We start from the raw sequence: 23,782 nt of genomic DNA, 5'->3' as shown, positions 1-23,782 counted from the left end.
CCATGCGAAGTGAGCCCGTGGTCCAGGTCCAGGCCCTGGTGAAGCGGTACGGCACGAAGACCGCCGTGGACGGCCTCGACCTGGTCGCCGAGGCGGGCGTGACCGCCGTACTCGGCCCCAACGGGGCGGGGAAGACGACCACGGTCGAGACCTGCGAGGGGTACCGGAGGCCGGATGCCGGCACGGTGCGCGTCCTGGGCCTCGACCCGGTCCGGCAGTCCGCCGAGCTGCGTCCCCGTATCGGGGTGATGCTCCAGTCGGGAGGCGTGTACTCCGGTGCGAGAGCCGACGAGATGCTGCGGCACGTCGCCAAGCTGCACGCGCACCCGCTGGACGTGACGGCCTTGATCGAGCGGCTCGGCCTGGAGAGCTGCGGCCGGACCGGCTACCGGCGGCTGTCCGGCGGCCAGCAGCAGCGCCTGGCGCTCGCCATGGCCGTGGTCGGCCGCCCCGAGCTGGTCTTCCTCGACGAGCCGACCGCCGGCCTCGACCCGCAGGCCCGCCGGGCCACCTGGGACCTGGTCCGGGACCTGCGCACCGACGGCGTCTCCGTGATCCTCACCACGCACCACATGGACGAGGCCGAGCAGCTCGCCGACGACGTGGCGATCATCGACGGCGGCCGGGTCATCGCCCAGGGCTCGCCCGAGGAGCTGTGCAAGGGCGGCGCCGAGAACACCCTGCGCTTCACCGGCCGCCCCGGTCTCGACGTGGCCTCCCTGCTGAAGGCGCTCCCCGCCGACTGCACCGCCGCCGAGCTGACCCAGGGCGCCTACCGGGTCGTCGGCAAGGTCGACCCGCAACTGCTGGCCACCGTGACCTCGTGGTGCGCCCAGCACGGCGTGATGCCCGACCGGATCTCGGTCGAACGCCACACCCTGGAGGACGTCTTTTTGGAGCTGACCGGCAAGGAGCTGCGCTCATGACCACCGTGCCGGGTACGTACACCCCGAAGCCGGGCTCGGCGCCCCTGACCCGCATGATCGGGGCGCAGGCGGCGCTGGAGACGAAGATGCTGCTGCGCAACGGCGAGCAACTGCTGCTGACGGTCGTGATCCCGACGCTGCTGCTGGTGCTGTTCAGCTCCGTCGACATCGTCGACACCGGCGCCGGCAAGTCGGTCGACTTCCTCGCGCCGGGCATCCTGGCCCTCGCCGTGATGTCGACGGCGTTCACCGGCCAGGCCATCGCCACCGGCTTCGAGCGGCGCTACGGCGTGCTGAAGCGGCTCGCCTCCTCCCCGCTGCCCCGTTGGGGCCTGATGACTGCGAAGACGGCGTCCGTGCTGGTCACGGAGGTGCTCCAGGTGATCATGCTGGTGGTGATCGCGTACGCGCTGGGCTGGTCGCCGCACGGCGACCCGTTCGCCGTGCTGCTGCTGATGGTCCTCGGCACGGCCGCCTTCTCGGGCCTCGGCCTGCTGATGGCCGGCACGCTGAAGGCGGAGGCGACGCTGGCCGCCGCCAACCTGGTCTTCCTGCTGCTGCTCGTCGGCGGCGGCGTCATCGTCCCGCTGGAGAGGTTCGGCTCGGCCGGACAGCACGTGCTCGGGCTGCTGCCGATCTCGGCGCTGTCGGACGGCCTGCGGGACGTGCTCCAGCACGGGGCCGGGATGCCCTGGGGCGACCTGGGCATCCTCGCCGTCTGGGCGGTCGTGGCGCTGGCCGCGGCCGGGAAGTTCTTCCGCTGGGAGTGAGGGCCCGATGAACCAGCGTACGAAGGCCGCGCCCGACCCTCGTGAAAGCGTGCACAAGCCGCGGCCTACCATGGTGGGCGTGCCAAAGCTGACCCCCGCCGACGCCGTAGCGGCCGTGCGCAACCCGCTCGCCTTCATCGCAGACCGCTGGACCCCCGGGCCCCGGACGGTCCGGCGGGCGGCGCTCGCCGCCCTCGTGATGGCGGTCGTCATCGTCGTCACCGGCGGTGCCGTACGGCTGACCGGCTCGGGCCTCGGCTGCCCGACCTGGCCCGAGTGCACCAGCGGCTCGCTGACGCCGACGAACGCGCTGACCTACCACAGTGCGATCGAGTTCGGTAACCGCATGCTGACGTACGTGCTGTGCGCCGCCGTCGGCTGGGCGATCATCGCCGCGCGGTCCGAGAAGCCGTACCGGCGCAGTCTCACCCGGCTGGGCTGGGCGCAGTTCTGGCTGGTGATGGGCAACGCGGTCCTCGGCGGCATCGTGGTGCTCGTGGGCCTCAACCCGTACACCGTCGCCGCCCACTTCCTGCTGGCGTCGGCCCTGATCGCGGTCGCCGTGGTGATGTGGCAGCGCACCCGCGAGGGTGACGCGCCGGGCCGTCCGCTGGTCGGCAAGGCGGTGCAGCAGCTGGTGTGGTTCCTGGTGACCGCGTCCCTGCTGCTGATCGCCGTCGGCACTGTGGTGACGGGGGCCGGCCCGCACGCGGGTGACTCCAGCGAGGTCAAGCGCATCCCGATCGACTGGGAGACGGTGGCCAAGCTGCACGCCGTGCTCGCCTGGATCGTCGTCACGCTCACCTTCGCCCTGTGGTTCGTCCTGAAGGCCGTCGACGCGCCGAAGGGGCCGCTGTCGCGGACGCGGGACCTGTTCGTCGTCCTGCTCTGCCAGGGCGTCATCGGCTACGTCCAGTACTTCACGCACCTGCCCGAGCTGCTGGTCGGCCTGCACATGCTCGGCTCCTGCCTGGTGTGGATCTACGTCGTGCGCGTGCTGCTGGCGCTGCGGGAACGCCCGGACGACGGGGCGCTGGACCTGCCGGGTCCGTCGGCCGAGGTGACGGTCGGCACGCGCGCGTAGGCAGGCCGCCGCTCAGACGGCCTCCAGGCCGTACACCCGGCGCGCGTTGCCCGAGGCGATCAGTCCGGCCACCCGCTGGGCGTCGGTCAGCGACCAGGCGCCCTCGGCGACCCAGGTGCCCAGCACCCGGCCGAGCGCCTCGCGGAACAGGTGCGCGCCGACGACGTGCAGTTCGGGCAGTCCGTGGGCGCCGCTGGAGAAGAGGATCTTGCCGAAGGGTGCCAGTTCCAGGATCTCGGCGAGGACGGTGGCCGCGCGGGCGCCGGTCCGCACGAGCGCGGCCCCGGAGTCGGCGTACACGTGCGGGAAGACTCCGGCCAGATGGGCGGCGTGACGGTGGTACGGGTAGCCGTGCAGCAGGATCAGATCGGTGCCGAGACCGGCCGTGGCCCGCACGAAGTCGGTCAGCAGCACCGGGTCCGTACGGTCGATGCGCGCGCCGGGCTCGCCGAGACCCGCGTGCAGTTGCAGCGGCAGCCCCGAGGCGACCGCGATCCACAGCAGGTGCCGTAGCAGGACGGGGTCGGTCAGCTCACCGCCGACCCGGCGTCCGGCCAGCCAGCGGGCCGCCGCGCCCCGCACCTCCCCCGGTCCGGGCGGCTCCGGTACGACGGCCAGGCCGTGCCGCAGGCCGGCGACGGACGTGAAGGCGACGGCGGTCGCGGCGGCCACGTGCACCGACTCGGCGAGGTTGGCGAGGAACGACTCGACGGTCCCGGAGGTGTCTGCGACCTGCTCCGCGAGCTGTTCGAGCCGAACGATCTCATGGGCGCGGGCCGCCCCGGCGGAGGCCAGCTCGGCCGGGCCGACGAGGTCGCCGGGCAGACCGGTGTCGACCAGGTAGGTCGTGATCCCGCTGCCGCGCAGCAGCCTGCGGCCCGCTTCCGGGGTGCCCAGTTCGCGGCGCCGGGCCAGATAGCGGGCCGGCGGGCAGTGGGGTTCCAGGCCGAGGAGGGGTGGGCACCAGCGGCGTACGGCGAAGCCGGTCTGCGTGTCGAAGAGGGTGGTTCCGGGGGCCGGGGGGCCCTCCGTGCGGGCGAGCTGGGCCTCGAAGGTGCCCAGGCCCAGCTCTGTTCGTAGTACGCCGTGACAGTACTGGTCCACGAGGGACGGCGTTTCGATCATCCGGGCTCCCCGTCAGGACGCTGCATGCCGCTGCTGGCTCACAGGGCCTAACGGGTGAACGGGGGTTTGGTCGCGGGCGCGGTCCAGCTCGGGGGGTGCGGTCACCTCGCGGCTGCGGGCCGGATGTGGCTTGTCGCGCAGTTCCCCGCGCCCCTTACGGGGCGCTGCTCAGCCGCCCGCTGTCTGGGGCCCGGGATTCACTCCCCGCCGAGCTGGATGCCCGCCATCCTCTTCCACTCGTACGACCCCGTCTTCACCTTTGCCGCGAACTCGCCGTCGAAGTCCTCGTGGACCGTGATGCCGGCCTTTTCCAGGGCCTGCTGGGCGATGGTGGTGGTGGGGGCGACGAGGTTGCCCCAGGTGCCGTCCTCGCCGACGAGGGCGATGCGGGCGCCCCGGTCGCCGATGTACGCGACCTGGCCCTCGGCCCCTCCGTGGGCCTTGGCGAAGGAGCCGATCTGCTGGGCGAGCCGGGCCGCCTTGCGCTCGGCCTTGGGGTCAACCTGCTGCGTGTCTGCCATGAACAGGATGCTACTCACGGGTAGATCAGCTGGCGAGGCCGGAGGTGTGTGACGTGTGCCCCGCCCGGTCCCCCGCCGGGGCTCAGCGCAGGAAGGGGTCGACGGCGACCGCGACGAAGAGGATCGACACGTAGGTGATCGACCAGTGGAAGAGCCGCATCTCCTTCAGCTTCGCGCCGGTCACCTCGGCCTTCGCCCGGTTCTGCAGGCCGTGCGCCTCCCAGAGCCAGAAGCCGCCGGCCGCGAGGGCGACCAGGGTGTAGAACCAGCCGGTGTAGCCGAGCGGGGTCAGCAGCAGCGACACGGCGACCATGACCCAGCTGTAGATCACGATCTGCCTGGCCACCACCTTGTTGGAGGCGACGACCGGGAGCATCGGCACGCCCACGCGCGCGTAGTCGTCCTTGACCTTCATGGACAGCGGCCAGTAGTGGGGCGGCGTCCAGAAGAACATGACCAGGAAGAGGATGACCGGCGCCCACGACATCGAGTTGGTGACGGACGACCAGCCGATGAGGACGGGGAGGCAGCCGGCGATGCCGCCCCACACGATGTTCTGCGAGGTGCGCCGCTTGAGGATCATCGTGTAGACGACGACGTAGAAGAGGAGCGCGCCGAGCGACAGCCAGGCCGACAGCCAGTTGACGGTGAGGCCGAACAGCAGGGTCGAGACGACCGCGAGGGTGATGCCGAAGGCGAGGCACTCGCGCGGGCTGACCATGCCGGTGACCAGCGGGCGCTGCGAGGTGCGGTCCATCAGGGCGTCGATGTCCCGGTCGATGTACATGTTCAGCGCGTTGGCGCCGCCCGCGGAAAGATAGCCGCCGAGGCAGGTGAGCAGGACCAGCTTGAGGTCCGGCACGCCCTGCTGGGCCAGGAACATCACCGGAACGGTGGTGATGAGCAGCAGCTCGATGATCCGCGGCTTGGTCAGCGCCACGAACGCCTTGACACGGGCCCCGAACGGCCGGTGAACCGGGCCCTGGCTCGTACCAGCGAGCACGCCCGCAGGACGGGATTCGACGGCCGTCACGCACACCCCTGACAGAGACTCCCAGCGAGCCCCCCTGTGAAGTCCCGGTCGGGGCTCGCGCGTACCACGCCACTTTAGACGTTGCCCATACCTCGGCCTTCGCGGGGGTGGCTCGTGTTGGAGGGGGGTGCGGGAGGCGGCGTGGAAGGGGGCGCGAAAGGGGCCGTCCGACGTGCGCGGCCGGGCTCGATTGAGCGGTCAGATGAGCGGCTCCGTATTCATGTGCCGAATGCGTTGTCGGCCAGTCGGGAGGCGGATCGTGAAGAGTCCCGGCAGTCTGGAATGACTCGAAAAAACGCACGTCCTCACGAGGGTAGGCTCGACAGCGGCCGGTGGGCAGAAGCGCACCGGCCGGCCGGGGGTGGGCGCGCGTGCCCCGCGGACCGGCGACCGACATGTGGAGAGGAGCCCTGACCCAGGGTGAGCACCAAGCCGACCACCACAGACCTTGAGTGGACCGAGCTGGACCAGCGGGCCGTGGACACCGCCCGCGTTTTGGCCGCAGACGCCGTACAGAAGGTCGGCAACGGCCATCCCGGTACGGCGATGAGCCTGGCTCCGGCCGCCTACACCCTCTTCCAGAAGGTGATGCGGCACGACCCGGCCGACCCGGAGTGGGTGGCCCGGGACCGTTTCGTGCTGTCCGCCGGCCACTCGTCCCTGACCCTCTACACGCAGCTGTTCCTGGCCGGTTTCGGCCTGGAGCTGGACGACCTGAAGTCCTTCCGTACCTGGGGTTCCAAGACCCCCGGCCACCCGGAGTACGGGCACACCAGGGGTGTGGAGACCACCACGGGCCCGCTGGGCCAGGGTGTGGCCAACGCGGTGGGCATGGCGATGGCCGCCCGCTACGAGCGCGGCCTGTTCGACCCGGAGGCCGCCGAGGGCGCCTCCCCGTTCGACCACTTCGTGTTCTGCATCGCCGGTGACGGCTGCCTTCAGGAGGGCATCTCTTCGGAGGCGTCCTCGCTGGCCGGTCACCAGAAGCTGGGCAACCTGGTCCTGCTGTGGGACGACAACCACATCTCGATCGAGGGCGACACCGAGACGGCCGTGTCCGAGGACACGGTGAAGCGCTACGAGGCCTACGGCTGGCACGTGCAGCGGGTGCAGCCCAAGGCGGACGGCGACCTGGACCCGGCCGCGATCTACGCGGCGATCCAGGAGGCGAAGGCGGTCACCGACCGGCCGTCGTTCATCGCGATGCGTTCGATCATCGCCTGGCCGGCGCCGCACGCGCAGAACACCGAGGCCGCGCACGGCTCGGCGCTGGGCGAGGAGGAGGTCGCGGCCACCAAGCGCGTCCTGGGCTTCGACCCGGAGAAGTCCTTCGAGGTGGAGGACGACGTCCTCAAGCACACCCGGCAGGCCCTGGAGCGCGGCCGTGAGGCGAAGGCCGAGTGGGAGAAGTCGTTCCGGCTGTGGCGGGAGAACAACGCCGAGCGCGCCGCGGACTTCGACCGGATCAGCGCCGGCGAGCTGCCCGAGGGCTGGGAGGACAAGCTCCCGGTGTTCGAGGCGGGCAAGTCGGTCGCCACGCGTGCCGCGTCCGGCAAGGTGCTGCAGGCCCTCGGCGCGGTCGTCCCGGAGCTGTGGGGCGGTTCGGCCGACCTGGCCGGGTCGAACAACACGACCATCGACAAGGACAGCTCGTTCCTCCCCGCGGGCAACCCGCTGCCGGAGGCGAACCCGTACGGCCGCACGGTCCACTTCGGTATCCGTGAGCACGCCATGGCCGCGGAGATGAACGGCATCGCGCTGCACGGCCACACCAGGATCTACGGTGGCACGTTCCTCGTCTTCTCCGACTACATGCGCAACGCGGTGCGTCTGTCGGCGCTGATGCACCTGCCGGTGACGTACGTGTGGACGCACGACTCGATCGGCCTCGGCGAGGACGGCCCCACCCACCAGCCGGTGGAGCACCTCGCGTCGCTGCGCGCGATCCCGGGTCTGAACGTGGTCCGTCCGGCGGACGCCAACGAGACCGCGATCGCCTGGCGCGAGATCCTGCGCCGCTACACCAAGGAGTTCGGCAAGGGCTCCCCGCACGGTCTGGCGCTCACCCGCCAGGGCGTGCCGGCCTACGAGCCGAACGACGACGCCGCGCGCGGCGGGTACGTGCTGTTCGAGGCCGAGGGCGGCGAGGCGCAGGTCATCCTGATCGCCACCGGGTCCGAGGTGCACGTGGCCGTCGAGGCGCGCGAGGCGCTGCAGGCCGACGGGGTGCCGACCCGGGTCGTCTCGATGCCGTCGGTGGAGTGGTTCGAGGAGCAGGAGCAGGGGTACCGGGACTCGGTGCTGCCCCCGTCGGTGAAGGCCCGCGTCGCCGTCGAGGCCGGCATCGGACTCACCTGGCACAAGTACGTCGGGGACGTCGGCCGCATCGTCTCCCTGGAGCACTTCGGTGCGTCCGCGGACGGCAAGGTCCTCTTCCGCGAGTTCGGTTTCACGCCCGAGAACGTGGCCGCCAAGGCCCGGGAATCCCTGGCCGACGCCCAGCGCTGACGCTCATATACGACACGTAGGAGATGTAATTCCATGACAGACGCACTCAAGCGCCTCTCCGAGGAGGGCGTCGCGATCTGGCTGGACGACCTGTCGCGCAAGCGGATCACGTCCGGCAACCTCGCCGAGCTGATCGACCAGCAGCACGTCGTGGGCGTCACCACGAACCCGACGATCTTCCAGAAGGCGATCTCGCACGGCGACGGCTACGAGCAGCAGGTCTCCGACCTCGCCGCCCGCCGGGTCACCGTCGAAGAGGCCATCCGCATGATCACCACGGCGGACGTCCGCGACGCCGCCGACATCCTGCGCCCGGTGTTCGACGCCACCGACGGCCAGGACGGCCGGGTCTCCATCGAGGTCGACCCGCGCCTGGCGCACAACACGGACGCGACCGTCGCCGAGGCCAAGCAGCTGGCCTGGCTGGTCGACCGCCCCAACGCGCTGATCAAGATCCCGGCCACCGAGGCCGGCCTGCCGGCGATCGGCCGGACCATCAGCCACGGCATCAGCGTCAACGTCACGCTGATCTTCTCCCTCCAGCGCTACCGCGCGGTCATGGACGCCTACCTGACCGGCCTGGAGAAGGCCAAGGAGCGCGGCCTGGACCTCTCCAAGATCCACTCGGTGGCGTCCTTCTTCGTGTCCCGCGTGGACACCGAGGTCGACAAGCGCCTCGACGCGCTCGGCACCGACGAGGCCAAGGCGCTGCGCGGCAAGGCAGCCATCGCCAACGCGCGCCTCGCCTACCAGGCGTACGAGGAGGTCTTCTCCTCCGACCGGTGGAACGTGCTGGAGAACGCGGGCGCCAACAAGCAGCGTCCCCTGTGGGCGTCGACCGGCGTGAAGGACCCGGCGTACCCGGACACGATGTACGTCACCGACCTGGTCGCGCCGAACACGGTCAACACCATGCCGGAGGCCACGCTGGAGGCCACCGAGGACCACGGTGAGATCACCGGCGACACGGTCACCGGGACGTACGAGCAGGCGCGCGCCGACCTCGACGCGGTCGAGAAGCTCGGCATCGCCTACGACGACGTCGTGAAGGTCCTGGAGGACGAGGGCGTGGAGAAGTTCGAGGCGTCCTGGGAGGACCTGCTGAAGTCGACCGAGGCGGAGCTCAAGCGCCTCGCTCCCTCGGAGGGCTGAGTTGTCACCTCTAGCAGGTTCCGGAGCGAACCCGCTCCGTGATCCCGCCGACCGACGGCTCCCGCGCATCGCGGGGCCGTCGGGTCTGGTGATCTTCGGGGTCACGGGCGACCTGTCCCGCAAGAAGCTGATGCCCGCGGTGTACGACCTCGCCAACCGGGGCCTGCTGCCGCCGGGCTTCGCGCTGGTGGGCTTCGCCCGCCGCGAGTGGGAGCACGAGGACTTCGCCGCCGAGGTCCACGACGCCGTCAAGGCACATTCCCGCACGCCGTTCCGGGAGGAGGTCTGGCAGCAGCTCATCCAGGGGATGCGCTTCGTCCAGGGCACCTTCGACGACGACGACGCCTTCGAGCGGCTGCGCGGCACGATCGAGGAGCTGGACAAGGCGCAGGGCACGGGCGGCAACTTCGCCTTCTACCTGTCGGTGCCGCCGCGCTCCTTCCCCGTGGTCATCCAGCAGCTGAAGAAGCACGGGCTGGCCGACCAGCAGGGCGGTTCCTGGCGGCGCGCGGTCATCGAGAAGCCGTTCGGCCACGACCTGAAGTCGGCCGAGGAACTCAACCGGGTCGTGCACGAGGTGTTCACCTCCGACCAGGTGTTCCGCATCGACCACTACCTCGGCAAGGAGACCGTCCAGAACATCCTGGCGCTCCGCTTCGCCAACACGATGTTCGAGCCGATCTGGAACCGGTCCTTCGTGGACCACGTGCAGATCACCATGGCCGAGGACATCGGCATCGGCGGCCGGGCCGGCTACTACGACGGCATCGGCGCCGCCCGTGACGTCATCCAGAACCACCTGCTCCAGCTGCTCGCGCTGACCGCCATGGAGGAGCCGGCCTCCTTCGACGCGGACGCGCTGGCGGCGGAGAAGACCAAGGTGCTCGGTGCCGTGCGGCTGCCGAAGGACCTGGGGCTGAGCACCGTGCGCGGGCAGTACGCGGCGGGCTGGCAGGGTGGCGAGAAGGTCATCGGCTACCTCGAAGAGGACGGCATCGACCCCAAGTCGAAGACCGACACCTATGCGGCGATCAAGGTCGGCATCGACAACCGCCGCTGGGCGGGCGTGCCGTTCTACCTCCGCACCGGCAAGCGGCTCGGCCGCCGGGTCACCGAGATCGCGGTGGTCTTCCAGCGCGCCCCGCACTCCCCGTTCGACCACACGGCGACGGAGGAGCTGGGCTCGAACGCGGTCGTCATCCGGGTCCAGCCGGACGAGGGCATCACGGTCCGGTTCGGTTCGAAGGTGCCGGGCACCTCGATGGAGATCCGGGACGTGTCCATGGACTTCGCCTACGGCGAGTCGTTCACGGAGTCGAGCCCCGAGGCGTACGAGCGGCTGATCCTGGACGTGCTCCTGGGTGACGCGAACCTCTTCCCGCGCACGGAGGAGGTCGAGCTGTCCTGGAAGATCCTCGACCCGATCGAGCAGTTCTGGGACGGCAACGGGCGGCCCGCGCAGTACAAGTCGGGCACCTGGGGCCCGGCGGAGGCGGACGAGATGCTCGCACGAGAGGGACGGAGCTGGCGCCGGCCATGAAGATAGACCTGACCGACACCACGGCGGGGGCGATCAACAAGGCGCTCGTGCGGGGCCGCCGCGCCGTCGGCACCCCCGCCGTCGGCATGGTGCTCACCCTGGTCATCGTCACCGACGAGGAGAACGCCTACGACGCCCTGCGGGCCGCCAACGACGCCTCGCGCGAACACCCTTCGCGCACGCTGGTGGTCATCAAGCGCGTGTCGCGCACCCTGCGCGACCGCACCTCCTCGCGGCTGGACGCCGAGGTGCGGGTGGGCGCCGACGCGGGCACCGGTGAGACGGTCGTGCTGCGGCTGTACGGCGAGGCGGTGGGGCACGCCGACTCGGTGGTGCTGCCGCTGCTGCTGCCGGACGCGCCGGTGGTGGTGTGGTGGCCGGTGAACGCGCCGCTGGACCCGGCGAAGGACCCGCTGGGCGCGCTCGCCCAGCGCCGGGTCACCGACTCCTACGCCGCCGAACAGCCGGTGCGGGAGCTGTCCGCCCGCGCCGACGCCTACACGCCCGGCGACACCGACCTGTCCTGGACCCGGATCACGCCCTGGCGTTCGATGCTGGCGGCGGCCCTGGACCAGGTGACGTGCGAGGTCAAGGCCGTCGAGGTGGAGGGCGAGGAGTTCAACCCGAGCTGCGAGCTGCTGGCGATGTGGCTCGCGGACCGGCTGGCCGTGCCCGTGAAGCGATCGCCGTCGGCGGGCCCGGGCCTGACCGCCGTACGGATGGACACGGACCGCGGGCCGATCGTGCTGGACCGCGCGGACGGTTCGCTGGCCACGCTGGCCATCGAGGGCCAGCCGGCCCGCGCGGTGGCGCTCAAGCGGCGCGAGACCGCCGAGCTGATCGCGGAGGAGCTGCGCCGGCTGGACCCGGACGACACCTACGCGTCGGCGCTGCGGTACGGCGTGGACCGGCTCACCGGCCCGGTCGCCGAGGCTGAGGCGGAGGCGGGCCAGGCAGACCCCGAGCCCGGCGCCGTGCCCGAGCCGGTCGAGGAGGCCGCGAAGGCACCCGCGAAGAAGGCGGCCTCCCGGACCGCCAAGAAGGTCCCGGCGCGGAAGGCGGGCGCGAAGTGAGCACCCCTCAGCTGGTCGTGCACCGCGACAAGGAGCTTATGGCCCAGGCCGCGGCGGCCCGCCTGATCACGAAGATCGTGGACGCGCAGGCCTCGCGGGGCCAGGCGTCCGTGGTCCTCACCGGCGGCCGCAACGGCAACGGGCTGCTCGCCGCGCTGGCCGCCGCCCCGGCCCGGGACGCCGTGGACTGGTCCCGGCTGGACCTGTGGTGGGGCGACGAGCGGTTCCTGCCCGAGGGCGATCCGGAGCGCAATGTCACGCAGGCCCGCGAGGCCCTGCTGGACGCCGTGCCGCTGGACCCGGCGCGGGTGCACGCCATGCCCGCCTCCGACGGGCCGTACGGCAGTGACGTGGGCGCGGCGGCCGAGGCCTACGCGGCGGAGCTGGCCAAGGCCGCGGGACCCGAGAACCACGGCGCGGTCCCGGCGTTCGACGTGCTGATGCTGGGCGTCGGCCCGGACACCCATGTGGCCTCACTGTTCCCGGAGTTGCCGGCCGTCCGGGAGACGGAGCGCACGGTGGTGGGCGTGCACGGCGCGCCGAAGCCGCCGCCGACCCGGATCTCGCTGACCCTGCCGGCGATCCGTTCCGCCCGTGAGGTGTGGCTGCTGGCGGCCGGCGAGGACAAGGCGCGGGCCGCGGCCATCGCCCTGTCGGGCGCGGGCGAGATCCAGGCACCGGCGGCCGGCGCGTACGGCCGCTCCCGCACCCTGTGGCTGCTGGACGCGGCGGCGGCCTCGCAGTTGCCGCGTTCGCTGTACCCACCGGCGTCGCCGTGAGGCACGCGCTCTGAGACACGAGGGGCGGCGGGAACCACAGGTTCCCGCCGCCCCTTCTTCACGTTTCCTTCACGTACTGACCATACCTCCCCCATCGGTCGTATAAGCTCCGAGCGCTCCATTCGCACCACTGAGGGGGGACCTCATGCGCATACGCACCGCACTCGCCGCCACCGCCGCGGCCGGCACTCTCGCCGTTCTCGCCGCCGCTCCGGCCCAGGCCACCGAGTACTCCTCCGCCCTGAAGATCAAGGGCGTCCAGTACAACGCGCCCGGGGCGGACTCCAACAGCTGCACCCACGGAAACACCAAGAACGAGTACCTGACGATCAAGAACTACTCGCACACCGCGACCGTGAACCTGAAGGGCTACGTGGTCCGGGACGCCACCAGCACCAACAAGTACACGTTCGTCCACAACCACTACCTCCAGCCCGGTGACTACGTGGTGCTGCGCGGCGGCCACGGCACCGAGTCGGACGCGAAGAACGTCGCCTACCGCCAGAACTGCAACTTCATCTGGAACAACGACGAGGACACGATCCGCCTCTACAAGCCCTCCGGCGCCCACGCGGACACCCACTCGTACACCGCGTCCCACAACGACCACGACGGCAACGGCTACATCACGTTCCACGGCTGAGGCACCACAACCAGCCCGTCCGGCGTTCGAGGACGAGGCCGAAGGCCGATCGGGGTCCCAGGGGCGGAGCCCCTGAAGGACGGGACGGGTAGGGGCGGCGGGGGCGAGAAATCCCACCGCGCCCCACCCTCCCCCTACTTCACCGACCCCGCCATCACGCCCTGCACGAAGTGCCGCTGGAAGGCGAAGAACACCACCACCGGCACGATCAGCGACAGAAACGCCCCCGGCGCCAGCACATCGATGTTGCTGCCGAACTGCCGTATCTGCGACTGCAACTGCACGGTCAACGGCTGCGAAGAACTGTCCGCGAACAGCAACGCGACCAGCATGTCGTTCCACACCCACAGGAACTGGAAGATCGCCAGCGAGGCGATGGCCGGCCGCCCCACCGGCAGCACCAGCCGCGTGAAGATCCGCCACTCACTGCCCCCGTCCATCCGCGCCGCCTCCAGCATCTCCTTCGGCATCTCCGCGAAGTAGTTCCGCAGCAGGAACACCGCGAACGGCAGCCCGTAGGCGACGTGGAAGAGGACGACCCCGGGGATCGTGCCGAACAGCCCCAGCTGCCCGAAGAGTTTGGCCACCGGCAGCAGACCGATCTGCACCGGCACCACCAGCAGCGCCACCACCAGCAGGAACAACGGCTCACGGCCGGGGAAGTCCAGCCAGGCGAAGGCGTATCCGGCGAGCGCGGCGATGACGACGACGAGCGTGGTCGCCGGCACCGAGATCATGACCGTGTTCCAGAACGCCTGGGTCATCCCCGCGTTCTTCAGCAGCGCCGAGTAGTTGTCGAAGGACAGCTGCCCGGGGGCGGCCAGCGCCGTCCACCAGCCGCCCTTCGCCGTGTCCGTGGCCGACCTCATCGAGGAGACGAACAGTCCCGCCAGCGGGGTCAGCCAGACCAGGCCGATCACCACCAGGAAGGCCTGCACCAGCCCGTTGCCCAGCCCCTTCCGCACCGCGTTCATCGCTGACTCCTTCGGAACCGCCGGACGTTGAACACCATCGCCGGGATCACCAGCGCCAGCAGGAGCACCCCGAGGGCGCTGCCGAGCCCCTGGTTGTTGCCGCCGCCGAAGGAGACCAGCCACATCTGGGTCGCGAGCACGGTGGCGTCCTCCTGCACCGGGCCCGGCGCGATGATGTACACGAGGTCGAAGACCTTCATCACGTTGATGACGAGGGTCACGAAGACCACCGTGAGGACGGGTGCCAGCAGCGGCACGGTGATCCGGTGGAAGATCTGCCACTCGTTCGCCCCGTCCATCCGCGCCGCCTCCAGCGCGTCCCGGGGCAGACTCGACAGACCCGCGCCGATCAGGACCATCGCGAACCCGGTCCAGATCCACAGGTACGCGCCGATGATCGCCGGGGTGACGAGGGTCGGCCCCAGCCACGAGACGCCCTGGTAGGGCGGCGCGAAGTTGGACTCCGGCAGTTTCAGCGTGTACGACCCCGCGCCGAGCCCGGCGAAGCGGAAGGAGCCGTCGGCCGAGGTGGTCGTACTGGCCACGGACCGCCCGTCGCGCAGTGCCTCCACCTTCATGCCGGGCAGCCCGCTCTCCTTGGGGTCGACCCGGCCCTGCTTCCCTCCCCCGCCGAGCGTGAAGTCCAGGTAGACGACCCCGCGCACCTCACCCGGCGCGGCAGGGCGCCGGGCGGCCCCGTACGCGGGCTCGGCGCCCTTGGGCAGGTCGCCCGGCAGCACACCGACCAGCCCGAGGGCCGTCGTGTCGCCCGGCGACACGCTGCCGGTCGTCAGGTAGGAGCCGTCGCGGCCCTTCTCGAGCCCGTGCCCGTCGCGCGCCCGGGCCGTCGGGTACGACGAGGTGCCCTTGAAGGCGTCGTGGACGGAGACGGCGGCCGCGTTCAGCACGCCCTTGTGCGGGTCCTGGTCGTAGGCGAGCCGGAAGATGATGCCGGCGGCGAGGAAGGACACCGCCATCGGCATGAACAGCAGCAGTTTGAACGCCGTGGCCCAGCGGACCTTCTCCACCAGCACGGCCAGGATCAGGCCCAGGCCGGTCAGCAGGGCCGGGGCGACGACCACCCAGATCGTGGTGTTGCGGATGGCCTTCAGGGTGGCCGGGTCGCGGAACATCTCGGCGTAGTTGTCGCCGCCGACGAACCGGGTGCCGGAGGCGTCGAAGAAGCTGCGGCCGACGGAGAACAGCACCGGGTAGACGACGAGCGCGCCGAGCAGGAGCAGCGCGGGGAAGACGAAGAGGAGGGCGGCGATCCGGGTCCGGCGCCGGGCGCGCCGCCGGGGGCCGGCGGGCTGGACGCGGGGCGGTGAGAGCGCGCCGCCCCTGTCCTTCACGTGTGCGGTGGCGGTCATGGCGCGCTCAGTTCTGGTAGGCCTTGGCCGCCGCGGACTCCAGCTTGGCCGCGGTCGCCTTCGGGTTCGACGGGTCGCGCAGGAAGTCCTGCAGCAGCTTCCACTCGCCGGCGCCCTTCGTGCCGCCGAACGCGGCGGGCGCCTGGTCGGACATGTCGAAGCGGACCGAGTCGCCCGCCTGGATCAGGGACTTGGCGGTGGCGCGGGTGACGGCGTCGCCGTAGGAGGAGAGGTCGAGCTTCTTGTTCGGGGAGAGGAAGCCGCCGGCCTTCGCCCACACGGCCGACGCCTCGGGGGTGGCCAGGTACTCCAGGAGCTTCATGCCGGCCTTGGCGTTCTTGCCGTCCTTGAGGACGACGGCCGCGTCGCCGCCGCTGACGACCGGCGCCTTGCCGCCGTCGACGGCGGGGAACGGGAAGAAGTTCGCGTCCTTGCCGATGGTCTTGCCGTACTGGTCGTGGGCGACACCGGCCACGAAGTCGCCCTCGTAGACCATGCCGGCCTCGGGCTTGGGGCCGAACACCTTCTCCACCGAGCCCGGGAAGTCGGTGTCGAGGGCTTCCTTCTGGCCGCCCGCGACGAGCTGCTTGTCCTTGAACAGCTTGCCGAGGGTGCCGAGCGCCCTGACCACGCTCGGGTCGGTCCACTTCAGCTTGTGCGCGGCGAGGGCGTCGTACTTGTCGGGTCCGGCCTGGGAGAGGTAGACGTTCTCGAACCAGTCGGTGAGGGTCCAGCCGTCCTGGCCGCCGACGGAGAAGGCGGCGAGCCCGGAGTCGGAGATGGTGTGCCCGGCCTTCAGCATCGCGTCGTACGTCGTGGGCGGCTTGACGCCGGCCTGGGCGAGCGCGGTGGGGCTGTACCAGACGGTCGACTTGTGGGCGGCCTTGAAGTAGAGGCCGTACAGGGTGCCGTCGACGCTGCCGTACTTCTTCCAGACGGGCGCGTAGTCGGCGGTGATCGTCTGCCGGGCGGTGGTGGACAGCGGCTTGAGCCAGCCCTTCTTCGCGAACTGCTGGAGCACGCCGACCTGCGGGACCATCACCACGTCGGGGGCGTTGCCGCCCTCGATCTTGCTGCCGACGACGGTGGAGACGTTGTCGCCGGTGGAGACGAACTGCGTCTTGGCGCCGGTCTTGGCGGTGAAGGCGTCGAGGACCTTCTGGAAGTTCTTCTGCTCGCTGCCGGTCCAGACGCCGGCCACGGTGACGGTCTGGCCGCTGAGCGCCTTGTCACCGCCGCCGGCGGAGACGGGGTCGCCGCTGCCGCAGGCGGTGGCGCCGAGCGCGAGGACGAGGGCGGTGCAGCCGGTGAGCAGGGTGGTACGTCGTCGCATCATCGTCGGATGTCCCTTCGGGAGAGTGGGAGTTCGGGAGGTCGGGCGTTTTCGGGAGGGGGCGGGGATCAGAGGTCGGTCAGCCACCAGGCCGCGGTGGAGCCGGGCAGCACCCCGGCCGGGCAGGGCCCGCTGGACAGCAGGGGGGTGCCACAGACCGGCGCGGGCGTGGGGGCCGTACCGAAGTTGACGGCGCATACCAGGCCGTCGCCGCGGACGAAGCCGAGGACGCCCGGCTCGGTGTCCAGCCAGCGCAGGCTGCCCTCGCCCAGCTGGGGCAGGGCGGACCGCAGTTGCAGCCCCTCGCGGTACAGGTGCCAGAAGGAGCGGGTGTCGGCGAGGGCGCGGTCGGTGGCGTACTCGGCGAAGTAGTCGGGCTGTGGCAGCCACGGCTTGGCCCCCTCGGCACCGGAGGTGAAGCCGAACGGGGAGGCCTGGCCCGACCACGGCAGCGGGACCCGGCAGCCGTCGCGGATGCGGGCGCGGCTGCCGGTGCGGCGGAAGATCGGGTCGGTGAGGACGTCGTCGGGCAGGTCGACGACCTCGGGCAGGCCCAGTTCCTCGCCCTGGTAGATGTACGCGGCTCCGGGCAGCGCCAGCATCAGCAGCGCGGCGGCGCGGGCACGGGCGGTGCCGAGGCCGCTGCCCTGGGGGGTGGGTTCGCCGTAGCGGGTGACGGTGCGGACCTGGTCGTGGTTGTTGAGGACCCAGGTGACCGTGGAGCCGGTGCCGGCGATGTCCTGCATGGCCTCGGTGATGACCTTGCGGAAGGCGGCCGGGTCCCAGGGGGCGCTGAGCAGGTCGAAGAAGAAGGCCTGGTGCAGTTCGTCGGGGCGGACGTAGAGGGCGTGTTCGCGGGCGGTGGGGACGGAGACCTCGCCGACGAGGAGCCGCTCGTGGCCGTCGTGCGCGGTGTACTCCTCGCAGGTGGCCCGCCAGCGCCGCCATACGTCGTGCACCTCGGGCTGGTTCCAGGCGAGCGGGTTGACCGAGTCGCGGGTGCGGGCGTCGGCCTCCGGATCGTCGGAGTCGGGCAGTTCGGGGTGCTTGTAGAGACCGGCGGCCACGTCGATGCGGAAGCCGTCGACGCCCCGGTCCAGCCAGAAGCGCAGGACGCGGTCGAACTCGGCGGCGACCTCGGGCTCGCGCCAGTTCCAGTCGGGCTGCTCCGGCGTGAACATGTGCAGGTACCACTGGCCGTCCTCGACGCGCGTCCAGGCGGGGCCGCCGAACATGGCGTGCCAGTTGTTGGGCGGCTCGGCGCCGTCCGGGCCGCGGCCGTCGGCGAAGTGGAAGCGGGCGCGGGCCGGGCTGCCGGGCGCGGCGGCGAGCGCCTCCCGGAACCAGGGGTGCTCGGTGGAGCAGTGGTTGGGGACGATGTCCAGGAGCACCTTGACGCCGAGCCGGTGGGCCGCCGTCATGAGCAGGTCGAACTCGGTGAGGTCGCCGAAGACCGGGTCGACGTCGCAGTAGTCGGCGACGTCGTAGCCGTGGTCGGCCTGCGGCGAGGGATAGAACGGGCTGAGCCAGATGCCGTCGACGCCCAGCTTCTTGAGGTACGGCAGTCCCGCGCGGACGCCGGCGAGGTCGCCGATGCCGTCGCCGGTGCTGTCGAGAAAGCTGCGGACGTAGACCTGGTAGATCACCGCGTCCCGCCACCAGTGGTGCCTGTTCAACCCATTGAGCCTGTCTCTGCGAAGGGCAGCTGTTATGCATGCATGTTAGGTATCGGTGTCGCGACAGCGTCAAGGAGAAGAACAGAAGCTACTGGAGGGTTGCCCGAATAAATATGGACAGATGGGCACTTTCCGCACCCAGTCGTGATGCCCGCGTTACTTAACGAGTAACTAGCGCTGGGCGATGGCGTGCAGCTCGCGGGCGAGCCGGCGGACGGCCTGCTCGGTCGTCTCGTGTCCGGTCAGCGCGTCGTGGACTACGGCCTGCACCACCAGGCTGACCTGGTCGTAGTGCGGGCTCTTGGGACGCGGGGCGGCCGACAGCACGGCGGAGCGCAGCGTGGGCAGATACGGGAACTGCCGGATCAGAGCGGGGTCCTTGTAGAGCGCGGCGCGCACGGGCGGCAGCGCGCCCTTGGTCAGCACCTCGCGCTGGACCGGCGCGCTGGTGAGGTACGCGATGAGCCGTGCGGCCGAATCCGGGTGCCGGGCATGGCTGTTCACGGCGAGGTTGGAGCCGCCGAGCACACTGGTGCCGGGCCCGTCCGGCCCCGGCAGCGGTACGGCGCCGATCCTGCCGGCGACCTTGGAGCCCTTGGCGGAGGCCACGGCGTAGGCGTAGGGCCAGTTGCGCAGGAAGAGGAGGTGGCCGTCCTGGAAGGCCTGTTTGGACTCCTCCTCCTTGTAGTTCAGGGCCGCCTTGGGTATCCACCCCTCCTTGAAGCCCCGGACGAGGAAGCCGATGCCCTCGCGGGCCGCCGCCGAGTCGACGGTGACGCGGGTGCCCTCGCCGCCGAGGATCGAGCCGCCCGCGGAGTACACGGCCTCGGCCGCGTTGACCGTCAGGCCCTCGTAGGGCAGGAACTGGCCCGCGTAGCCGTCGAGTCCGTACTTCGGCGCGATGGTCTTGGCGTCGTGTTCCAGCTCGGCCCAGGTGCGTGGCGGGGGCACGCCCTCCTTGGCCAGGACGTCCTTGCGGTAGAGCAGCAGTCCTGCGTTGGTGACGTACGGGACGGCGTACAGCCGGCCGTCGTACGTGGCCGTGCCCACCACCGGCGGCAGGAAGCTCTTGAGCGGGAACCGGTCGCGGGGCAGCGGGCGTATCCAGCCCGCCGCGGCGAACTCCGAGGTCCAGTCGACGTCGATGTTGAGGACGTCGAAACGGCCCCGGTCACCGCCACGCAGGTCGGTGATCATCTGCGCGCGGGTCTCGTCGGCGGAGTCCGGCAGCTCGACGAGCGTGACCTTCTCGCCGGGGTGGGTGCGGTTCCAGCCCTGCAGCAGCGGGGCGAGATAGCCGGTGAGATCCCCGGCGGTGGCCAGCGTCAGGGGCCCACGGCCGCCCCCGCCGCCCTCGTCGGCACGGGCGCCCGAGGCGACGTAGCCGGTCAGGACGACGGCGAGTACGAGGAGCCCCCTACCGGCGGCGTGTATCCACCGCATAGGTTCCTCCTTGCACACCCGGCACCACGGGCACCCTCGCCCGGGAGTCAGAGGCCATGTATACCTGTTAGGTATGGGCGATACTAGGGCCTTGACCACATTGGAACAGACAGGAGGAGAGCACGAGTGCGGCTGCCCCTCCTGGCACTCCTCGCTCGCGGTCCGGCGCACGGTTACGAGCTGAAGCAGGACCTTGAGCAAGTGCTGGGCTCCGCGTACCCTCAGCCGAACGTCGGCCAGATCTACGTGACCCTCGGCCGCCTCGAGAAGTCGGGACTGATCGAGGGCGAGGACGTCGAGCAGTCGAGCCGGCCCAACAAAAAGGTCTACCACCTCACCGATGCCGGGCGCGAGGCGCTGCACGCCTGGTTCGAGGAGACCGAGGACGAGCCACGGGTGCGGGACGAGTTCTTCATGAAGCTCGCGCTCGCCCCGCAGTCCGGTCTCGCCGATCAGATCGCCCTCATCAACAAGCAACGGCGCCAGTACCTCACCACCATGCGCAATCTGTCGAAACTGGCCGCGGCCGAGAACCGGGACAACCGAATCGCCCACCTGCTCATCGAGGGCGCGATGCTGCACCTGCAGGCCGACCTCGACTGGCTGGAGCGGTGCCAGGAGGAACTGGAGGAGCTGCGATGAGCGACGACAGCCCCGGCACTCCCCTGCTCCGGGCCGAGGGCCTGACCAAGACCCACTACGGCGAGGGCACGCCCGCGCACGCCGTCCGCGGGGTGGACCTGTCGGTGGGGCGGGGCGAGTTCGTCGCCGTCACCGGCCCGTCCGGCGCCGGCAAGTCGACGCTGCTGCACCTGCTGGGCGGTCTGCAGCGCGCGGACGCGGGCAGCATCTGGCTGGACGGCGAGTGCACCGACTCCTACAGCGAGGCCCGCTGGGCGGTGGAGCGCCGCAAGGCCATCGGGATCGTCTTCCAGTTCTTCAACCTGGTGTCGAACCTGTCGGTCGCCGACAACGTCGAGCTGCCCGCGCTGCTCGCCGGGGTCGCGCCCAAGCGGGCCCGTGCCGAGCGCGAGGCGCTGCTGGCCGAGCTGGGTCTGGAGGGCAAGGAGCGCAGCATGCCGGGCGAGCTGTCCGGGGGTGAGCAGCAGCGCGTCGCCCTGGCCCGCGCCTTGGTCAACCACCCGCCGCTGCTGCTGGCCGACGAACCCGCCGGCAGCCTGGACAGCAAGGGCACCCGCGAGGTGATGCGGCTGCTGTCCCGCTTCCACGGGCGCGGGCAGAGCATCGTCCTCGTCACCCATGACGCCCGGCTGGCCAGCGCCGCGGACCGGGTGATCAGCTTCTTCGACGGCCGCATAGCCGACGACGCCGCCCTGGACACCGCCCCGGCCCGCCGCACCGGCGTCTCCGGCGTGCTGAAACTGAAGGACTGAGCGGGGTGCACGGCGAGCGGACACAGCGGTGCGGGCCGGGCATGCCGAGCGGGACGAGGGGCTGAGGGCCGTGCGAGCCACCCTGAGCTGGGCCCACTCCGATCTGCGTACGCACCGCGGCGAGGCGCTGTTCATCGTGCTCGCCACCGCGGGCATCGTCGCCTCGCTGCTGCTGGCGGCGGCGCTGTTCGGCTATGCCACCAACCCGTGGGAACGGATCTTCACCCAGTCCCGCGGCGCACACGTGTGGATCCACGCCGTACCGTCCGCCGACATCGCCAGGCTGACCCGGCTGGACGGCGTCGAGGACATCGCCGGGCCCTACCCGGCCGAGTCCGCGACCGTCTCCTCGCGCGGCACCCGGGCCTCCGTCGAGCTGCGCGGCACGCCGGAGCGGCCCACCGTGGGCCGGCCGCTGCTCGTCGCCGGCCACTGGCTGACGCCCGCCGAGCCGGACGGCGTGGTGCTGGAGAGCAGACTCGCCCACGCCCTGCTCGCCGAGCCCGGAGACACCCTCAGCCTGCCCGGCACGGCCCGCACTCTCACCGTCGTCGGCATCGCCGACAGCCCCGAGCGGCGCTACAGCCCCGGCGAGCAGCGGGGCCTGGTGTGGGCGCCGCCGGCCGCCGTACGCAATCCCGGCAGTCAGGTGGTCGGGCTGCGGCTGAAGAACCCGGACGACACGGACTACGCCGTCCAGCGGGCGGTCACCGTGCTGGGCGCCGGCGCCGTCGACGAGGTGTCCACCTGGCGGCAGGCCCGGGCCGCGGCGCAGGGCGACAACCGGCTGCTCGGACAGGTGCTGGGCGTCTTCGGGCTGGGCGCGCTGGCCGCCGCCGGGTTCGCGGTGCACGGGGCGATCGGCACCCGGATACGAGGTCACCTCAGGGACATCTCGGTACTGAAGGCGATCGGCTTCACCCCGGCGCAGGTGGTGCGGATCTTCCTGCTCCAGCACGTCGCGTACGCCGTACTGGGCGCCGTGGCCGCCGCCGCGCTGATCAAGGGGCTGGGCGGCGAGGTGCCCGGACGGCTCGGCGACGCGGTCGGGGTCTGGCAGGGGCTGCCCGGTCACACCGTGGCGCTGGTGGCCGTGCCGGTCGGCGCGGTCCTGTTCATCGGCGCGGTCACCGGACTCGCCGCCTGGCGGGCGGGCCGCGTGCCGCCGGTGCCGGTACAGCGGCCCGGCGCGGTAGCGGGCGGCCGGCTCACCACAGTGGCCCGCAAGGCGCTCGGGCTGCGGCTGCCGCCCGCACTCGTCCTCGGCTGCCACCGGACGTTCACCGGCGGCCGGCGCTCCCTGGCCACGGTGGGCAGGCTGACCCTGCCGCTGCTGCTGATCGTGGTCGCGCTGAGCGCCTGGACCACCATCGACCGCTTCCACAGCAGCCCCGAGCGCATCGGCCTGCCGGCCGCCCTGACCGTCCGCTCCGACGGCGACCTGAGCGACGCGCGGACCCGGGCCCTGCTGACGCACGACCCGCAGGTGGCCGCCGCCTACCCCGGCGTCGAGGTGGCGGCGCTGGTGCCCGGCCAGACCAGCACGATCGCGCTGCGCGGCCTCGGCACCCGCCAGGACCCCTATCCGTACGCGCTGGCCGAGGGACGTCCCGCCCGGGGTCCGGACGAGGCGATCGCCGGTCAGGGACTGCTGACCCTGCTGGACGTGCACGTCGGCGACTGGGTCCGGATGACCGTCGGCGACCAGCCGCAGATCCTGCACATCGTGGGCCGCAGCATCGAGCCGGAGAACGCGGGCCGCGTCATCTCCACCTCGTTGGACACGCTGCGCGCCAACGACCCCGGGATCACCCCGACCCTCTACCAGCTACGGCTGCGCCCCGGCGCCGACCCGCACCGCGTCGCCGCCGATCTGGGCCAGGCCGGGCAGGGGCACCTGGACGTCCACGCGGTCCCCAACCCGGCCGACGGGCTGTCCCCGCTGCGCGGGGTCATCGCGGGCCTGGTCGCCGTCCTCGCCCTCATCGGCATCGTCGAACTGCTCACCGCCATCGGCGGCACCGTCCGCGAGAGCGAGCGGGACCTGCTGGCGCTGAAGGCGATCGGCATGTCCCCCCGCCAGATCACGGCTATCACCGTCACGGCGACGGCGTGCACGGCCGTGACGGCGACCCTCGCCGCCTCGGCCCTCGGCCTCCCGCTGGCCCGCCGGCTGATCGACGCCCAGGGCACCTCCACGGGCATCGGCGCGGGCATCGCCCAGCTCCCCTCACCCATGGTCCTCTCCCTGCTGATCGCGGGCGCCGTCCTCGGAGCAGCGGCCCTCTCCACCCTCCCGGCGTCCCGGGCAACCCGCCGAAGATCAGCGGACACGCTGAGCGCGGTGGGGTGAGGCGGCCGGCCCGAGGCGCCTGTGCGGGGTCTGGGGCGGAGCCCCAGGGGAGGGTGCCTCTTCGACCTACCGAGTCGGGTGGGCG

General features: G+C 71.4%; 20 protein-coding genes. 12 read left to right on the top strand and 8 right to left on the bottom strand.

The annotated features are described in order from the left end of the window. Positions 1-2: 2 nt before the first annotated feature. The 3 genes from ABZ854_RS09975 to ABZ854_RS09965 all read left to right on the top strand — a co-directional run bounded on the left by ABZ854_RS09975 (position 3) and on the right by ABZ854_RS09965 (position 2,780). Complete coding sequence (locus ABZ854_RS09975) at positions 3-926, top strand: ABC transporter ATP-binding protein (protein WP_361207043.1); 924 nt, start codon at positions 3-5, stop codon at positions 924-926. Then, the gene (locus ABZ854_RS09970) at positions 923-1,696 is read left to right on the top strand and encodes an ABC transporter permease (RefSeq protein WP_361207040.1); all 774 of its coding nucleotides are present in this window, start codon (positions 923-925) and stop codon (positions 1,694-1,696) included. Before ABZ854_RS09975 ends, ABZ854_RS09970 begins: the two co-directional genes overlap by 4 nt. A 70-nt stretch (positions 1,697-1,766) precedes the next feature. After that, positions 1,767-2,780, top strand: coding sequence for a COX15/CtaA family protein (locus ABZ854_RS09965; protein ID WP_361207387.1), 1,014 nt, complete (start codon positions 1,767-1,769; stop codon positions 2,778-2,780). 12 nt (positions 2,781-2,792) lie between these two features. Here ABZ854_RS09965 and ABZ854_RS09960 read toward each other — a convergent pair whose 3' ends face one another. The 3 genes from ABZ854_RS09960 to ABZ854_RS09950 form a co-directional block, all read right to left on the bottom strand. After that, positions 2,793-3,905 carry an amidohydrolase family protein gene (locus ABZ854_RS09960; protein ID WP_361207037.1) on the bottom strand — a complete coding sequence of 371 codons (1,113 nt, stop codon included), beginning with the start codon at positions 3,903-3,905 and terminating at the stop codon, positions 2,793-2,795. Positions 3,906-4,102: 197 nt separating this feature from the next. Beyond that, complete coding sequence (locus ABZ854_RS09955; RefSeq protein WP_361207034.1) at positions 4,103-4,426, bottom strand: hypothetical protein; 324 nt, start codon at positions 4,424-4,426, stop codon at positions 4,103-4,105. Positions 4,427-4,508: 82 nt separating this feature from the next. After that, positions 4,509-5,465 carry a heme o synthase gene (locus ABZ854_RS09950; protein WP_361207032.1) on the bottom strand — a complete coding sequence of 319 codons (957 nt, stop codon included), beginning with the start codon at positions 5,463-5,465 and terminating at the stop codon, positions 4,509-4,511. A 414-nt stretch (positions 5,466-5,879) separates the two neighbouring features. Here ABZ854_RS09950 and tkt point away from each other — a divergent pair, with 414 nt between their 5' ends. The 6 genes from tkt to ABZ854_RS09920 all read left to right on the top strand — a co-directional run bounded on the left by tkt (position 5,880) and on the right by ABZ854_RS09920 (position 13,154). Next, a complete protein-coding gene (gene tkt, locus ABZ854_RS09945) occupies positions 5,880-7,967 on the top strand; it encodes a transketolase (RefSeq protein WP_361207030.1) in 2,088 nt (695 codons plus the stop codon). Positions 7,968-8,000: 33 nt separating this feature from the next. Next, complete coding sequence (gene tal / locus ABZ854_RS09940) at positions 8,001-9,119, top strand: transaldolase (RefSeq protein WP_361207027.1); 1,119 nt, start codon at positions 8,001-8,003, stop codon at positions 9,117-9,119. Between the two features lies 1 nt (position 9,120). Then, positions 9,121-10,659, top strand: a complete 1,539-nt coding sequence (gene zwf / locus ABZ854_RS09935; RefSeq protein WP_129309768.1) for a glucose-6-phosphate dehydrogenase — start codon at positions 9,121-9,123, stop codon at positions 10,657-10,659. Then, positions 10,656-11,732, top strand: a complete 1,077-nt coding sequence (gene opcA / locus ABZ854_RS09930; RefSeq protein ID WP_361207024.1) for a glucose-6-phosphate dehydrogenase assembly protein OpcA — start codon at positions 10,656-10,658, stop codon at positions 11,730-11,732. Before zwf ends, opcA begins: the two co-directional genes overlap by 4 nt. Continuing rightward, complete coding sequence (gene pgl, locus ABZ854_RS09925; RefSeq protein WP_361207021.1) at positions 11,729-12,511, top strand: 6-phosphogluconolactonase; 783 nt, start codon at positions 11,729-11,731, stop codon at positions 12,509-12,511. The genes opcA and pgl overlap by 4 nt, the downstream gene beginning before the upstream one ends. Positions 12,512-12,656: 145 nt before the next feature. Continuing rightward, positions 12,657-13,154, top strand: coding sequence for a lamin tail domain-containing protein (locus tag ABZ854_RS09920; RefSeq protein ID WP_361207018.1), 498 nt, complete (start codon positions 12,657-12,659; stop codon positions 13,152-13,154). Between the two features lie 134 nt (positions 13,155-13,288). Here the strand turns inward: ABZ854_RS09920 and ABZ854_RS09915 are convergent, their stop codons facing one another. The 5 genes from ABZ854_RS09915 to ABZ854_RS09895 all read right to left on the bottom strand — a co-directional run bounded on the left by ABZ854_RS09915 (position 13,289) and on the right by ABZ854_RS09895 (position 19,950). Further along, entirely contained in the window at positions 13,289-14,128 is an 840-nt protein-coding gene (locus tag ABZ854_RS09915; protein WP_361207015.1) for a carbohydrate ABC transporter permease, read from the bottom strand. After that, complete coding sequence (locus ABZ854_RS09910; protein WP_361207012.1) at positions 14,125-15,498, bottom strand: ABC transporter permease subunit; 1,374 nt, start codon at positions 15,496-15,498, stop codon at positions 14,125-14,127. The genes ABZ854_RS09915 and ABZ854_RS09910 overlap by 4 nt, the downstream gene beginning before the upstream one ends. A 7-nt stretch (positions 15,499-15,505) precedes the next feature. After that, positions 15,506-16,834 carry an ABC transporter substrate-binding protein gene (locus ABZ854_RS09905; RefSeq protein WP_361207009.1) on the bottom strand — a complete coding sequence of 443 codons (1,329 nt, stop codon included), beginning with the start codon at positions 16,832-16,834 and terminating at the stop codon, positions 15,506-15,508. Positions 16,835-16,899: 65 nt separating this feature from the next. Then, the gene (locus tag ABZ854_RS09900; RefSeq protein WP_361207006.1) at positions 16,900-18,507 is read right to left on the bottom strand and encodes a glycoside hydrolase family 13 protein; all 1,608 of its coding nucleotides are present in this window, start codon (positions 18,505-18,507) and stop codon (positions 16,900-16,902) included. 171 nt (positions 18,508-18,678) lie between these two features. Further along, positions 18,679-19,950: an ABC transporter substrate-binding protein gene (locus ABZ854_RS09895; protein WP_361207003.1), complete on the bottom strand. Its 1,272-nt coding sequence runs from the start codon at positions 19,948-19,950 to the stop codon at positions 18,679-18,681. Positions 19,951-20,076: 126 nt separating this feature from the next. Between ABZ854_RS09895 and ABZ854_RS09890 the strand changes: the two genes are divergently transcribed. The 3 genes from ABZ854_RS09890 (at position 20,077) to ABZ854_RS09880 (ending at position 23,697) form a co-directional block, all read left to right on the top strand. After that, positions 20,077-20,592, top strand: a complete 516-nt coding sequence (locus ABZ854_RS09890; protein WP_129309759.1) for a PadR family transcriptional regulator — start codon at positions 20,077-20,079, stop codon at positions 20,590-20,592. Continuing rightward, positions 20,589-21,344 carry an ABC transporter ATP-binding protein gene (locus ABZ854_RS09885; RefSeq protein WP_361207000.1) on the top strand — a complete coding sequence of 252 codons (756 nt, stop codon included), beginning with the start codon at positions 20,589-20,591 and terminating at the stop codon, positions 21,342-21,344. The genes ABZ854_RS09890 and ABZ854_RS09885 overlap by 4 nt, the downstream gene beginning before the upstream one ends. 70 nt (positions 21,345-21,414) lie before the next feature. Further along, positions 21,415-23,697 (top strand): FtsX-like permease family protein, encoded by a 2,283-nt coding sequence (locus ABZ854_RS09880; RefSeq protein WP_361206997.1) that lies wholly within the window; start codon positions 21,415-21,417, stop codon positions 23,695-23,697. Positions 23,698-23,782: the final 85 nt, after the last annotated feature.

It is taken from the genome of Streptomyces sp. NPDC047028 (assembly GCF_040644095.1).
Taxonomy (GTDB): Bacteria; Actinomycetota; Actinomycetes; order Streptomycetales; family Streptomycetaceae; genus Streptomyces.
The sequence above is the reverse complement of the archived record's forward strand: the minus strand, read 5'-3'. Positions and strand labels throughout refer to the sequence as shown.